The sequence below is a fragment of the Methylotuvimicrobium alcaliphilum 20Z genome, from assembly GCF_000968535.2.
Lineage (GTDB): Bacteria > Pseudomonadota > Gammaproteobacteria > Methylococcales > Methylomonadaceae > Methylotuvimicrobium > Methylotuvimicrobium alcaliphilum.
In genome coordinates this window covers 592,949-607,881 of the sequence record NC_016112.1, presented here as the reverse complement: position 1 = coordinate 607,881, position 14,933 = coordinate 592,949, and the positions used below count along the sequence as shown (strand labels likewise).

Below are 14,933 nucleotides of genomic sequence, written 5' to 3'. Positions count from 1 at the left end.
GCCATCCTTGGCGCTTAGCTGCCGCCAAGCCCCCATGGATGGGTTTACGGCGTTCCTCGACAGGCATACCCCACACCCTAAAATCGGCGAAACTGCTCAAACTGGGAATTGCTGCATTTGGGCAGTGCTTAGGAAAACGCGGGGAGAGGGTCAAGACAACCTTAAATATCGAAGTCCAGCTCGAAGCCGCCGTAGGCAAATATCGGCATACCCGGACGAGGACCGTAGGGCTGCCTTGAAACGTTATACTCTTCATTATTGGCATTTTGTACGCCACCGAGCAATTTGATGCCTTTTGTCACCTGGTAATAGGCCGAAACATCGACGATGACATAGTCGTCTGTTTTACCGAAACGCGAATCGGGATTGCCGTTGCCGTCTATTTGTAGAGACGTGTTGTTCGCACTAGTATATGTTTCACCGACATAGTTGCCGGTCACGTCGACACCCCATTTGTCGAAATGTATACCGCTGCCGAAACTAACCGCATATTCGGGAATATAAGGCACGCGATTACCTTTTTTACCAAAACTGAAGATCGATTCGGCGTCGGTCGAGGCCGCATCGTTTAATTGCACGGTGTCGGTGTAGGTAAAGGAAACGAAGTAAGGATTGCGGAAACCCCAGCCGAAAGCCTGTCCTGCATCGAAATTAAGCGCCAGTTCGACGCCTCGGGTATCGACTTCCCCGAAGTTTTCACCAAAATCAGCTCCGGCACCACCGATACTGTTCACCACGATCAAGTTTTCGAATTGCGTATAGAATCCGATAACTTCGGCAGAAAACGCTCCTTTTGCAAAACGCATTCCCAATTCGTAAGCATTATTCGTTTCGGCCTCTCTTTTGGCTTCTATGTCGGAAGGTCCGGGCGGAGAAAACCCTCGATGAACGCTACCGAATACCATCCATTCATCATTGAATTTATAATCGAGACTTGCTCCGCCAGCATACAAATCGAAGGATGTGGAGACTGTATCGGCCACGGTTCGTTGTCTATCCAAAGGAACGTGCTTCTTATATTCTTGATAAAGATGCTCGTAACGAATACCAGGCGTAAAGCCCCAATTACCGAATTCGATACGATCCTTTAGGAAAAAGGCATAGGCGCGCGTATCGCTTTTAGCATTATTTTGACCACCGGGTAATGTATCCAGCGAGTCACCGAAATTGTTCCCGGTAATCACGCCATTGGCATCTTGAGAATACGTAATTTGATGCTGATGCCTTTTCTCTCCATCTTCGTGATATCGAAAACCGCCGCTTAGCTCATGATGCGTAGCACCTAAATCGAATCGATAGTTCGCTACCGATTCGACACCTCCAAGGTAATATTCGCGATTGTTGTCCCGGACCCGAAGCCCACAGTTCACACGACCCTTAAGACAATCCAAGCCCAACCCGCCATTTGCGCCTGCCAATGCACTGGCCAAGCCCATATTTCCCGGCGCTCCTCCTCTAATATCCTGCAATTTACTCCAATTTCTTGCGAATTCGCTATAGTAAGCCGTCGTGACGATATCCAAATCGTCGGTCGGCGAAATGAAATACCGCGCGAAGCCTCTGAAATGCTCGGTCGTGATATTATCGAATCGTGATGCCGCATAGCGCCGATACGGATCGTTTCTAAAATCGGCTTCACTCAAGCCGAGATAAGTTTCGTCGGCATCCATGTTCGAATAACCGAACTTGACCTCGAGCCTTTGGTACATTTCGGTATTCGGCTCCCAGGATAAGCGAATCATCGGTTCAACTTGTGAAAAACCGGTCCTATCACTCCCTTCAAAACCTGTAGTCGAATCGATCGTCTTGAAGCCGTCGGACCGCCGATAAAAACCCTCGACCAGATAACCGAAGCGGCCGAACTCGGTATCATGAGTGTTGCCGACATAACCGTGCGAGCGGACTTCATCGTAACTGCCGTAAATCGTCTTCAGATAAGCCTTGCCGTCTTCGGGAATCGGCGTTGACAGATAGTTCAACACCCCGCCGGTAATATGCGGACCGTATTTGACCTGACTGCCGCCTTTCATAACCTCGATGCCGCTCATACGACCGCCGGCCGGATTAAAATAAGCGGCAGGCGCTGAATAAGGGGCCGGCGCCGTCAACACGCCGTCTTCCATCACAGTAATTTTTGCACTGCGCGTTGTATCGACCCCGCGGAAACTGATGTTAGGAAACAGACCGAAACCGTCCTCTTCGCGGATATTAACGCCGGGGGCCTTACGTAAAATTCGATTGATATCACTATAGGTTTGATCGCGAATATCGCTAGTATCGATGTAATGTGCCGACGCAGGCATATCCCGAGCCTTGTCAGGGTCGCCGATAATCTTAACCGTATCGAGCACGGTCGGCGGAGCATCCTTATCGACACCTTGCGCCTGAGGCGCTATCCCAAATGATAAACAGGCCAAAGATAACGACCCAATGACGCGTTTCGAATGAAACATAACTCCCCCACAAATGATATTGATTGTTTTATAACCGGAAGCAAGCCGGAATGATTTTTATAGATCAAAAAAATTAGCGAATACAATACAACAAGTGCTAATAGTAATCAATATCATTTGCATAAACATTCAGAAATTTCCTATCTTTGACTTTCCTCCTTGGGCTTCCGTCAAACATAACTTCCGTATTTTATCCTCCCGTAAACAAAAACGGCGCCATTCGGCGCCGCTATGTCTTTTTGCTGAAATACTAAAGTTTAAAAGCGAATGATCGCGTCCGCAGAGATCAGCACTTGATCGCTTGCCGCGCCAGCATCGAATTCGTTGGCACCGGTTACCCAATCGTATCTAACTTCAGGCCTTAACATCAACCAGGATAGCGGAGAATAATTCACGCCTGCAGTAATCGCGAAGTAGTGGTTTTTATTGCCAGCGGCAGAGACTTGAGTCCCGTCTTGATCACGGAACCATTCAAAACGAAGGCCGGTAGCCAATTGATCGTTGACGTCGTAAGTTAAATACTGATTGACGCCATACCATTTGGAATCGCCGCCCCCTTGGTAAACATTGTCTTGTACACCGAAATCGTGTTGCAAAGTATAGTGTAGCTCGTCAAGAAAATCGTGCGTCAATACGATGCTATACATCGAACGGTGCCGTTCGATTTTTGAACCATCGGCACTTTCGCTTCTATCGGCAACGACCGTATCGCCGGTAATATAAGAGACTGCCAACGAGGTTTTTTCGTCATCGGTCGTATAACTCACGCCACCGAGAAAATTAGCCGGCTGTTGAAAAAACGAATCCCAACCGGAGACCACCCCGCCCGTCAACTCGATGTTACTTGTCAAAGGATAGGACATTAAAACGCCGGTATGCGTAAACGGTTCGCCATATTGCATCGTATAAGCATGCGAAAAGAAGAAGTTATCCGGCGCGGTAACCACCTCATTGCCGATAATCGTATAAAAGTGACCGACCTTAGTCGTCAAACCGTTGCCGATCGGCGCGAACAATTCGGCATAGACTTGCGGAAACGCCAGCTTATAGAATCGCGATGAAGAATCGACAACGAGATTATCGTCGAAATTACCTTGCGTCGTATAGAATGCATCCACGCCGTAAACCACGTCCGCGCGAAAGCCCAAATCCCACTTATTACTCTCGGTATCGACCGCTTTTTCGATATAGCCATATAATTGATGCATATGGAATTCGTTCGCACGGTTGTTGAATGTTACCGGACCATTAGTTTTGTCGCGCGGATCGTCCGGGTTGCCAGCAATACCGCCCGAAACCCAACCGCCAAATTCGATTCCGAGATCGCGCATCGGCGCGGTTTTGTTGATATCGGAACCCGTTAAACTCTCAATGAGCCCTTTATCTTCAGCCTGCACCGCCGATGACATCAGTATCGCGCTTACAAGAGTCAATCGCCAACCATTTTGCTTTTTATTTATATACATAAGTGTCGCCTTTTTTAAGTAGAGTAGCTATCGGAAAACATTCTTGTGAATCAGTTATTCGACTAACTTAGATTAATCTTGCTTATTAACTAAAGCGCCTAACCCTATTGATTCGCCATGATTTAAGCGTAGCTTTTGTTGCGTTTTACGCAAATTGTAGCATTAAAGATACAACCCAACTTGTCTAAGGCAGATAATGTGCCAATATTAAAATACACTTAACAAACAACACATAAGAAAATAAAACATCTCCCAACATAAAAGCAACCGCCCTTTTATAGGGCGCATTAACAAACAAAAGCACAGTTTAGGTGCGGCGATCATTGCGCCATAAGGACTTGCACCGAAGAGATACCTCTTTCAAGCATAACAATCATCTCTCAACCCTATAATAATGAAATAAGCCTATGCTATGAAACCGATGCAAAAACGACACACTCCTTTTAAACTTAAAAAATGCCTAACTTTATGAAGGTGTGGGGTGTGGCTAGCGAGGATGTCGGCAGCAGGGCAGATTTTTGCTCCATGCAAAATCTGCATTAACGCCATCCTTGGCGTTCGATTGCTACCGTCAAGCCCCCATGGATGGGTTCACGGCGGTCCTCGTTAGACACATCCCATACCTTTTATTCTTAGACGGTTTTTCGATCAAAAGGGGGTAAAACCGCAACACCTAAGCCTCGAATATTCTCATAACCAAGGCCCGCTCGTTTTTCCCGCAAAGCAATTCAAGATGATGTTGCCTTGTTTTTTCAATATAATGCATGCCAAACGACTTTAATTTCAGCCCATTTGCATCTGCCGTAGGACTCCGGATACTAACCATACTCGCAGCCAAACACCTTTTTTAATCGCAACGGAAATTAATTAAACACCCTGGTTAAAACTTAAAGTCGCATCAACTTTTAATGATTTGACCTCCCATAAGGTCCACGGAGAACCCACGCTATGACAGCAGCCAACACCAAACCTTTAGGAATCACGGAAGTCGTATTACGCGACGCGCACCAGTCGATTCTGGCGACACGCCTTCGCATCGAAGACATGCTGCCGATCTGTGAAAAACTTGACAAAGTCGGCTACTGGTCTTTGGAAACCTGGGGCGGCGCCACATTCGACGCCTGCATCCGTTATTTGGGAGAAGACCCCTGGGAACGCCTTCGCCAACTGAAGGCCGCGATGCCCAACACGCCGCAACAAATGCTGTTTCGCGGCCAAAATATTCTCGGTTATCGGCATTATGCCGACGATGTCGTCGATAAATTCGTCGAACGCTGCGCGGTAAACGGCATCGACGTCTTTCGAATTTTCGACGCGATGAACGATATGCGCAATATCGAGCGCGCGGTAAAAGCGGTACTGGCCACGGACAAACACGCCCAAGGCACCATTTCTTATACGGTCAGCCCGGTACATACGCTCGACATGTGGGTCGATCAAGGCAAACAAATCGAAGACATGGGCGCGCATTCGGTATGTATCAAGGATATGGCTGGCTTATTGACGCCCTATGCCGCTTATGAATTAGTTGGCCGCCTCAAGCAAAGTTTATCGATTCCGGTGCACTTACATTGCCATGCGACGACAGGGCTAAGCGTCGGAACGCTGATTAAAGCCGCGGAAGCCGGAATCGATAATGTCGACACGGCAATTTCCTCGCTTAGCATGACTTACGGACACAGCCCCACCGAAACCATGGTCGCCGCACTTGAGGGTCAAGCGAGAGATACCGGACTCAACATCAAGAAATTAGAAGACATTGCCGCCTATTTCCGAGAAATTCGCAAAAAATACGCACGTTTCGAAGGCAATTTAAAAGGAGTCGACAGCCGCATCCTGACTAGCCAAGTACCCGGCGGAATGCTGACCAACATGGAAAGCCAACTAAAGGAACAAAATGCCGCCGACCGCTTCGATGAGGTCTTGGAAGAAATACCGCGAGTCCGAGAAGACCTAGGCTTCATTCCACTTGTGACACCAACATCGCAAATCGTCGGCACGCAAGCGGTCATCAATGTATTGACCGGCGAGCGCTATAAAACTATCACCAAGGAATCCGCAGGTGTACTGAAAGGCGAATACGGTGCTACGCCGGCTCCGGTCAATGCCGAACTTCAAGCCAAGGTGCTGGACGGCGCCAAACCGATCACCTGCCGTCCAGCCGACTTGCTGGAACCCGAAATGGATAAATTAATCGAGGAAGTCCGCGCCAAAGCGAAAGAGGAAGGCGTAAAATTAGCCGACAATCTCGAAGAAGACGCACTGATTTATGGCTTATTCGCCCAAATCGGCTGGAAATTCATTAGCCATCGCGGCCAGGCCGAAGCATTTGAAGCACCGCCTTCGAATGAATCCGCAAGCCCTGTTCCGACCGCGCCGCAAAAAACCGCCGGTCAAGCCGAAACCTATAGCGTCAACGTTGACGGCAAAACCTTTAATGTCTCGGTTGCGCCGGGCGGTGCAACATTCGACATCAAGCCCGCAACGCCACCATCAGAAACTGCTCAGCCAGTTAGCTCCGGCGGCACGGTCGTTCAAGCGCCAATGGCCGGTAACATCTTGAAGATCAATGTCGGAATAGGCAGCCCGGTAAAAGCCGGCGATGTAGTCGTGATCCTGGAGGCGATGAAAATGGAAACCGAAGTTCGCTCAAAAACCAGCGGCACGGTATCTATCGTCCATATCAAGGAAGGTTCCGCAGTGACGGTCGGCGACGCCCTGATTACCTTATAAAGCCACAAGAGCCAGAGATAAACCACCGTTCGTGCCTAGCACTGCCAAAGCATGAACGGTCCTCCCCTTAACATCGCGCCGGCACCTTCCCGAAACCCAACCCCTTCTTTATTAAATAAGGACTAAGGCGCGCCGATGAGGATAAATAAAAGCGCTCTTCAATTTATAATAAAAAAGCCCTAGGGATTTCGTGATAAATAATGTCCAGGAACTATGAGCGTTGTTGAGGGTTCGGTAACTCGCTTGACAAGACGCCGTAAATACGTCCGTGTAGGCTTGACGGCGGCTTTCCCTGGCGCCGACACCTGCCAATCGAGTTACCGAACCCTCCGAAAATAGGGAAGTTATTTACGACCAAATCCTAGGTTAACGAATTCAGTCCATTAGCATTTCCTAATTCCTGGCATTGTCTCTGCTAATGCGCGATGCACTCAACAACTATTCAGAATAAAAATCAACTTTAATCGAGATCATTTATGGAAAATTTAAATTCGCTCTGGCAAAGCACCGGGATCTACAACATCGAAACCGGCCAGGCTTTTATGATGATGGTAGGTTTTTTACTTCTGTTCTTGGCTATCAAGAAAGGTTTTGAGCCTCTATTACTACTACCGATCGGTTTCGGCGCAGTGCTGAGCAACATACCGATTGCAGACATGGCCGAAGAAGGCGGTCTCTTATACTATTTATACTTCGGTATTAAAACCGGTATATTTCCATTGTTGATCTTTATGGGCGTCGGCGCAATGACAGACTTCGGACCGATGCTGGCCAACCCGAAGACCTTATTACTAGGCGCTGCGGCTCAATTCGGTATTTTTTCAACATTATTAGGCGCATTAGCACTAAACATGGTACCCGGCCTCGAGTTTTCGCTTAAGGATGCCGCTGCAATTGCCATTATCGGCGGCGCCGACGGACCTACAGCCATCTATGTTGCGTCGAAACTAGCCCCCGACTTACTCGGAGCGATCGCAGTTGCCGCTTATTCCTATATGGCTTTGGTGCCGCTCATTCAGCCGCCGATCATGCGCGCACTGACCACGGAAAAAGAGCGCATGATCGAAATGAAGCAGCTCAGAGCCGTCAGCAAATCCGAAAAAATCTTGTTTCCACTGCTGCTATTGTTGTTAACTGCCTTGCTTTTGCCTTCGGCCGCGCCCTTGGTTGGCATGTTTTGTTTAGGTAACCTAATGAATACTTGCGGGGCGGTCGACCGTCTGAGCAAGACCGCGCAAAACGAATTAATCAACATCGTCACGATTTTCTTAGGCCTTTCGGTCGGCTCTAAATTGAGCGCAGAAGCCTTTCTGAAATTCGAAACCCTCGGTATTTTAGGCTTGGGTGCGATCGCTTTTTGCATCGGCACCGCCGCCGGCGTCATCATGGCAAAAATCATGAATAAATGCAGCAAAACACCGGTAAACCCGCTAATAGGCGCGGCCGGCGTATCGGCGGTCCCGATGGCGGCGAGGGTCGCCAATAAGCTAGGCCTTGAAAGCAACCCTCATAACTTCCTGCTGATGCATGCAATGGGACCGAACGTTGCCGGCGTAATCGGCTCCGCCGTCGCGGCCGGGATTTTGTTGAGCTTGGTTGATTAGAAATGTGCATGAAGTATACCTTTCGCACTTCAAATTTCGGCGGATCCTCAGGAGGCGCCAGGGTGCTCGGTCCCTCACCTAACGCTAGGTGAGGGACCGGCATAGAGCCTTGTATGATTAATTTAAATGAATTTTAGCCAGGAAATACTTTAAGCTTTACCGAGTTCATTGGGAGGCCGCTCAAGCCTACATGGATGTATTCACCCAGCACCTAAATAAGCCATGATTTTGAATCATTGCCAAATACCTATGGAATTTAGGTGCTGGGCCTTTGACGGGCACCCCGGCGCCGAATTTTGATCTACGATGATGGATATATATTCAAGTTTTCTTCAAGCGCTTGCCTTGCCGGTCCCCTCGTTTTTTATTAACGGAAGCCGCTCGATGCGTTCTTTTTTTAACGGGCGGAGCGCTACGCGCAGTACGTTTATTATCCTTTTTTTCCGCCCCCGGCCGAACCTCCAATGAAACGGCTTCGTAACCGGTATCGGCAACGCGCGGTATCGACCGTTTTAATAATTTCTCAATCGCCAAGAGCATCGGCGCTTCCTCGGGGCAAACTAGCGAAATAGCCTCGCCGACCCATCCTGCGCGACCAGTTCTTCCAATACGATGCACATAATCCTCAGCCACGGATGGTAGATCGAAATTAACTACGTGCGGCAATTGATCGATATCGAGGCCTCGCGCGGCAATATCGGTCGCCACCAAAACCGCTATTTTCCCGGATTTGAATCCCGCCAAAGCCCGCATCCTCGCGCCTTGAGATTTATCACCGTGCAATACCCCAGTCCGAATACCATCTTTGATTAATTGCTCGGCCAAACGGTCCGCCCCATGCCGGGTTCTAACGAACACCAAGACTTGTCGCCAATTACCGCTACCGATCAGGTAAGATAATAATTCCCGCTTGTATTCGCGCTTAATCGGATAAATACGTTGTTCGACGGTATCGGCATCGATCGTTTGCCGCGGCGCTTCAATTGCGATCGGATCATGCAGTAAGCGCCCTGCCAGGGTTTTTATCTCATTAGAAAAAGTCGCCGAAAATAACAAATTTTGACGCAGTCTAGGCAGCAATGCCAGTATTGCATCGACTTCACGCTTGAAACCCATATCCAGCATTCGGTCGGCTTCATCAAGAACCAATATTTCGACTCGTCCCAAATCGACATTGCCTTGGCGAGCATGGTCTAGCAATCGTCCCGGCGTCGCGACAACAATATCGCAGCCGCGCCGCAATTGTTGAGCCTGACCGTTCATGCTCACGCCACCGAAAATCACCTCGCTAAACAACGCGACATGCTTACCGTAATCCTTAAAGCTTTGATGCACTTGTACCGCCAGTTCGCGAGTCGGCACCAAGATCAATGCACGAACCGGCCGAGGTTTTTTGTTAATCGTCTCGCTCAACCGCTGCAGGATCGGTAACGCAAAACCGGCCGTTTTACCGGTTCCGGTTTGCGCGCCGGCCATGACATCGCGTCCGTCGAGAATAAGCGGAATCGCTTTTTGCTGTATCGGCGTAGGCGTTTTATAACCCTGTTCCGCAACGGCTGTTTGGAGCTGGGCAATAAGCCCTAGAGATTCGAATGTCATAATTTTTAGGTGGGGGAAATAAAGTTGCGGGTTAATAAAAATTGGCCCTTTGCCAATTAAAACAGACGGCTCAGACTAATTCACTGGTGGGGAACACCCATAAGCGCCAAATTAGCGCCTATTCTGTAGTGCTTTTGCGGCATTATTCGTCATGTCGGAATAGATTGCAGATATCCAGATTACATAAATGTGAAGCTTCGCATTGCCATCCATGGCACTGGATTCCGCCAATCCCTGGCGGAATGACGCATTTTTCTTTATGTTGGCGTCTATTGGCTCGTCACCTTCGCCTCAATGAACGACAATTTTTGGCGCTGTGGGATACATTTGGCGAGAACATAAGAACCCATCTTTCATCTTTCACCCCCCCGTCACATTCATATGCCTGAAAATAACCGGCTGTTCGTTTAGATTGAATTCATGCTTTTCCGGTTTGATTTTCATCGCCTCGACGATCGCTTTTTTAAGCGCATCGAGGTTCCCCGGATTCGCTCGAATGACTTTTTTTAGATCGACCGAGTGTTCGTTGCCTAGACACAACAGCAATCGGCCTTCAACGGTCAATCGGACACGATTGCAGGTGCTACAAAAATTGTGGCTATGCGGCGAGATAAACCCGACCTTGGTCGAAGTTCCTGCAACCTGGAAATATTTCGAAGGTCCACCGGTTTTTTCGGTACTCGCAATCAAATTAAAATGCCGTTGCAAATCGGCTTTAATATCATCGCTGGAGTAATACGCTTCGGCGCGATCGTGACTGCCGATGACACCGAGCGGCATTTCTTCGATGAAGCTGATATCCAAATCACGGTCGATTGCAAACTGAACCAAATCGGTCGTTTCTTCATGATTACGATTTTTCAAAACGACCGCATTGATTTTGATGCGTTTGAACCGCGCCTGCCTCGCCGCCTCGATACCTCGCAACACCTGATGTAAGTCACCGGTTCGGGTAATATCCTTGAATTTTTTTGCATCGAGCGTATCCAAGCTGACATTGAGCCTCTTTACGCCGGCCGATTTAATCGCTTGCGCCATCGTCGCCAATTGAGAACCGTTGGTGGTCAGAACCAGTTCATTCAGTCCCGACAAAAGCCCCAGATTTTCGAGCAATTGCAATGCGCCTTTGCGCACCAACGGTTCGCCGCCGGTCACACGGATTTTTTTGACGCCCAATTCAGTAAACGCCCGGGCTATCGTATGGATTTCTTCGAGCGTTAAAATTTGCGCACGCGGCAAAAACACCATGTCTTCGGCCATACAATATTGGCACCGAAAATCGCATCGGTCGGTAATTGAAATTCTTACATAATCGACAATTCTGCCGAAGCGGTCGATCAATTGCGTCGTGTTGGATAATGAACTCATAAGTAATATCGATTGACTAATGTGGCAATATTATCACAATACGGCTCACAGTCTGTTTTAGTGCTTTGCTCTCGACTGCCGGTTCCAGACGCAGTCTACCGCTTACCTCCCTGTAAGCGTCGACTGCCGGTTCCAGACGCAGTCTACCGCTTACTTCCCTGTAAGCGTCGAACAACAGAGCCATGCAGAGCGCAAAAATACCCGCGCGAAGTATAGCCGCCCCATTTAATAACCAAAACGAGTTAGAATGTTTCGGTTATTGACTATCGAACAGAAAGGATAACTCCAATGAAAAAACAATTACACTTTTTATGGCTTGGTTTGTTGTTCTCGATTAACAGCTTCGCCACAGAACCCGTTACCATACGCCTGGGCATTTTGGAGTTCGGTACGGCAGCCTGGGAAGTACAAACCTTACAAAGCGCTAAACTCGACGAATCCGGCAAGTTTAAATTGGCCATTCATCCTCTGGCCAACCCTGAAGCCGGCAAAATCGCACTGCAATCAGGTGCGGTCGATATCATCGTCTCCGACTGGATATGGGTATCGAAATTGCGCTCGACGGGTGCCGATTATACGTTTTATCCTTACTCAAATGTCTCGGGCGGGCTCGTCGTTACTGAAAACAGCCCGATCAAAACGCTAAACGACCTTAAAGATAAACGCTTAGGTATCGCCGGCGGAGAACTCGACAAAAACGGGTTGCTGATGCAAGCAGTTTTCCAACAACAAGGTAACAGGGAAATCGCTTCATCTATCGAAAAGGTCTACGGCGCTCCACCTTTACTCAATCAGCAAATGCTCAGCAACCGCCTTGATGCCGTCATGACATATTGGCATTTTGCCGCCAAACTTGAAGCTCAAGGATATCGCCAAATTATCGATGGTCAAGCATTGATCAAAACACTAGGTATAGACGAGGAGGTTCCGACTCTTGGCTATGTCTTCAAACAAAGCTGGGCCGAGCGACATAAACAAGCACTGACCGGTTTTTTGCAAGCCACCCGACAAGCCCGCGCATTGCTATGCGAATCGGATGAAGCCTGGCAAAAAATCTTACCGTTAACGCAAACCGATGATACGCATACTCAAAGCGTACTGCGCAAGCGTTATTGCGAAGGCACCGTAAAACAGTGGGGCGGACAAGAGAAAAATGCGGCCAACCGCATCTACCGTATTTTGAAAACGGTGAGCCACAACAAACTGACCGGAAAAGACGACAATCTGCAGCCGGGCACTTTTTGGGTCGCCGACCAAGAGTGATGCTTGGATGTCAATGAGTTAAAGGAATACCCAAAAGCTCGAAATAATAAAAGGAAGCTCTTTCGTCAATAGCAGCGTAATCAACGAAATGCTGCTGTATTCAATCCAAACATGACCTTAACTAAATTCTTAAGCCATTACAGAACACTTAATCTGTTGTCGATTCTACTCTTTATAGGGCTATGGCAGGGCCTTGCCCTTTATCTCAGCGACAATAGCCTACCGACGCCGGCAACGGTGGCCGAGGTATTCTGGCAAGAAACCTTATCCGGCCAACTACCCTATCATCTGGGCGTGACACTGCTCAGGCTGATATCGAGTTTTGTTGTCGCGATGTTGCTCGGCTGCGCAATAGGCATCTTACTGGGCAGAAACCAAAAACTGGATGTTTTCTTCGACAACTGGCTGGTAATCTTTCTGAATATTCCGGCATTGGTAACCATCATTCTGTGCTATGTCTGGTTCGGACTGGTCGAGTCGGCCGCAATCCTCGCGGTCGTGATCAACAAATTGCCGAATGTCGTCGTCACGATTCGCGAGGGCACTCGAGCGCTTGACAAGGACTTACTGGAAATGGCCCGCTGCTATCGTTTCAGCAAGCTCAAGACGTTGCGTCATGTCATCTGGCCGCAGCTGCACCCGTTTGTCATGGGTGCGACGCGTTCCGGCTTGGCCCTAATCTGGAAAATCATCCTTGTCGTCGAGCTGCTCGGCCGCAGTAACGGCATGGGCTACCAACTTCACCTGTTTTTTCAATTATTCGACGTCGCCGGGATTCTAGCCTATACAATAGCGTTCGTTGCAGTGATTCAAGTGATCGAGCTACTCATTCTGAAACCGCTCGACCGAAAAGCCGGAAGGTGGCGCCGATGACCGCAATTACTGTCGACATCATCAACAAAAGCTATCCCGCAGCCGGACAAGCCTGCCTACACCGCGCGATTGCAGATTTAAAACTCTCCTTGCCGAGTAACGAATTCATTTGCCTGGTCGGGCCGTCCGGCTGCGGCAAAACTACGCTGCTAAACATCATCGCCGGACTCGATCGGGATTACAGCGGCGAAATTACCGTGGAGCAACAGCATAAAGCGCCGAAGATCGGTTACGTGTTCCAAAACCCTCGCCTGCTGCCCTGGCGAACGGTAAGAGAGAATATCACGCTGACCTTGCCCAGCGATTACGATCCGAAAACGGTCGACGCATTACTCGAAACGATGCAATTGACGCAGGCCCAGCATGTCTACCCTGAGCGCCTGTCTTTGGGCATGAGCCGGCGCGTTTCTATCATCAGGGCCTTTGCGGTCGACCCCGACGTGCTATTGATGGACGAGCCTTTCGTGTCGCTTGACGCACCAACCGCGCGTCAGGTCAGGGAATTATTGATAGGACTCTGGCAACAGCGCCCGCATACGGTCTTGTTCGTCACGCATGATTTGCGCGAAGCGATCGCGTTAGCCGACCGACTGATATTTCTATCGTCGCCGCCGATGCAGGCGCTCAGCGAAATCCGCGTGGACATTCCGAGAAACATACGCGACGACGAGACGGCTATTGAGGCGTTCAGACAAAAATTGCTTCAGGATCATCCTGAAATCAGGGCGCTTTTATGAGCTTACCGGCAGTCGTTTATACGCCCTGCACTGTTGCAGGACCGGGAAAAATACCCGATACTTATAGCCCTTTATGCCCCCGCTATCCTAGATATACTCATCGCAGATCAAAATTCGGCGCCGGGGTGCCCGTCAAAGGACGCCGTGAATACGTCCATGTAGGCTCTATGCCAGCTCCATGCTGGCAAAGCCTTTGTCGAGCACCCCGGTGCCTCCTTAGTCACCTGCCGAATTTTGAAGTACGAAAGGTATAATAGCGGACTGATATTCAACGACCCGGAGGACCATACAATAATGTTCAAAAGAATCCTATTAGGCTTTGCCGCATTCGGCTTCACTTTAGCGTCAACGACTGCTTCAGCCGGCAGTGACGAGCAATATCCTGCCAGCAACTTTCAACCGAAAGTCGTTTTTATCGATGAAGAATTAGCCGATCAATTGGACTCAGCACAGGCAGCCCAACAAGCCGGCAAAAAATCAAGCGGCGAAGCGGCCTCGATAGCGGGGTTCGATCCCAAATATCCGGCCGCCTATTTCCAGCCTAAGGTTATTTATCCTTAGTCTCTTATCACTCAACTCTTTGAATTTTTCATTTAACGCTTAATAAAACCGCAGAGTTCACAAAGGTATAAATATTCATGCTTTGTGTTCTCGGTGGTTGAAAAACGATCTACTCCCTTTTGATTGAAAAACCGCCTAACACGACGGATGCCCGACCTTGGTGCGCGATGTTCACCCTACACCTAGCGCTTTATAGCCTATGACCATCAACAATTTCCAAGTTATTTTGAGATTAAAAAGCGGTAATACAGAAATTAGCTAAAATGGCTTTTTTCA

10 protein-coding genes are annotated in these 14,933 nt (G+C 48.9%); 6 read left to right on the top strand and 4 right to left on the bottom strand.

Features of this window, described 5'->3' with window-relative positions; genetic code table 11:
- Positions 1-161: 161 nt before the first annotated feature.
- Complete coding sequence (locus MEALZ_RS02675; RefSeq protein ID WP_014147052.1) at positions 162-2,453, bottom strand: TonB-dependent receptor family protein; 2,292 nt, start codon at positions 2,451-2,453, stop codon at positions 162-164.
- A 257-nt stretch (positions 2,454-2,710) separates the two neighbouring features.
- A complete protein-coding gene (locus MEALZ_RS02670) occupies positions 2,711-3,919 on the bottom strand; it encodes a porin (RefSeq protein ID WP_014147051.1) in 1,209 nt (402 codons plus the stop codon).
- Positions 3,920-4,867: 948 nt separating this feature from the next.
- Here MEALZ_RS02670 and oadA point away from each other — a divergent pair.
- Together oadA and MEALZ_RS02660 are read left to right on the top strand one after the other, a co-directional pair.
- Complete coding sequence (gene oadA / locus MEALZ_RS02665; protein ID WP_014147050.1) at positions 4,868-6,652, top strand: sodium-extruding oxaloacetate decarboxylase subunit alpha; 1,785 nt, start codon at positions 4,868-4,870, stop codon at positions 6,650-6,652.
- A 476-nt stretch (positions 6,653-7,128) separates the two neighbouring features.
- Complete coding sequence (locus tag MEALZ_RS02660; RefSeq protein WP_014147049.1) at positions 7,129-8,256, top strand: sodium ion-translocating decarboxylase subunit beta; 1,128 nt, start codon at positions 7,129-7,131, stop codon at positions 8,254-8,256.
- A 321-nt stretch (positions 8,257-8,577) separates the two neighbouring features.
- On the opposite strand, the gene MEALZ_RS02655 is transcribed toward MEALZ_RS02660, so the two are convergent.
- Entirely contained in the window at positions 8,578-9,855 is a 1,278-nt protein-coding gene (locus MEALZ_RS02655) for a DEAD/DEAH box helicase (protein WP_014147048.1), read from the bottom strand.
- Positions 9,856-10,215: 360 nt separating this feature from the next.
- The gene (gene moaA / locus MEALZ_RS02650; protein WP_014147047.1) at positions 10,216-11,223 is read right to left on the bottom strand and encodes a GTP 3',8-cyclase MoaA; all 1,008 of its coding nucleotides are present in this window, start codon (positions 11,221-11,223) and stop codon (positions 10,216-10,218) included.
- Positions 11,224-11,511: 288 nt separating this feature from the next.
- Between moaA and MEALZ_RS02645 the strand changes: the two genes are divergently transcribed.
- The 4 genes from MEALZ_RS02645 to MEALZ_RS02630 all read left to right on the top strand — a co-directional run bounded on the left by MEALZ_RS02645 (position 11,512) and on the right by MEALZ_RS02630 (position 14,657).
- The gene (locus MEALZ_RS02645) at positions 11,512-12,486 is read left to right on the top strand and encodes an ABC transporter substrate-binding protein (protein ID WP_014147045.1); all 975 of its coding nucleotides are present in this window, start codon (positions 11,512-11,514) and stop codon (positions 12,484-12,486) included.
- Between the two features lie 111 nt (positions 12,487-12,597).
- Positions 12,598-13,359: an ABC transporter permease gene (locus MEALZ_RS02640; protein WP_014147044.1), complete on the top strand. Its 762-nt coding sequence runs from the start codon at positions 12,598-12,600 to the stop codon at positions 13,357-13,359.
- Complete coding sequence (locus tag MEALZ_RS02635; RefSeq protein ID WP_014147043.1) at positions 13,356-14,096, top strand: ABC transporter ATP-binding protein; 741 nt, start codon at positions 13,356-13,358, stop codon at positions 14,094-14,096. Before MEALZ_RS02640 ends, MEALZ_RS02635 begins: the two co-directional genes overlap by 4 nt.
- Before the next feature lie 294 nt (positions 14,097-14,390).
- Entirely contained in the window at positions 14,391-14,657 is a 267-nt protein-coding gene (locus MEALZ_RS02630; RefSeq protein ID WP_014147042.1) for a hypothetical protein, read from the top strand.
- Positions 14,658-14,933 lie beyond the last annotated feature (276 nt).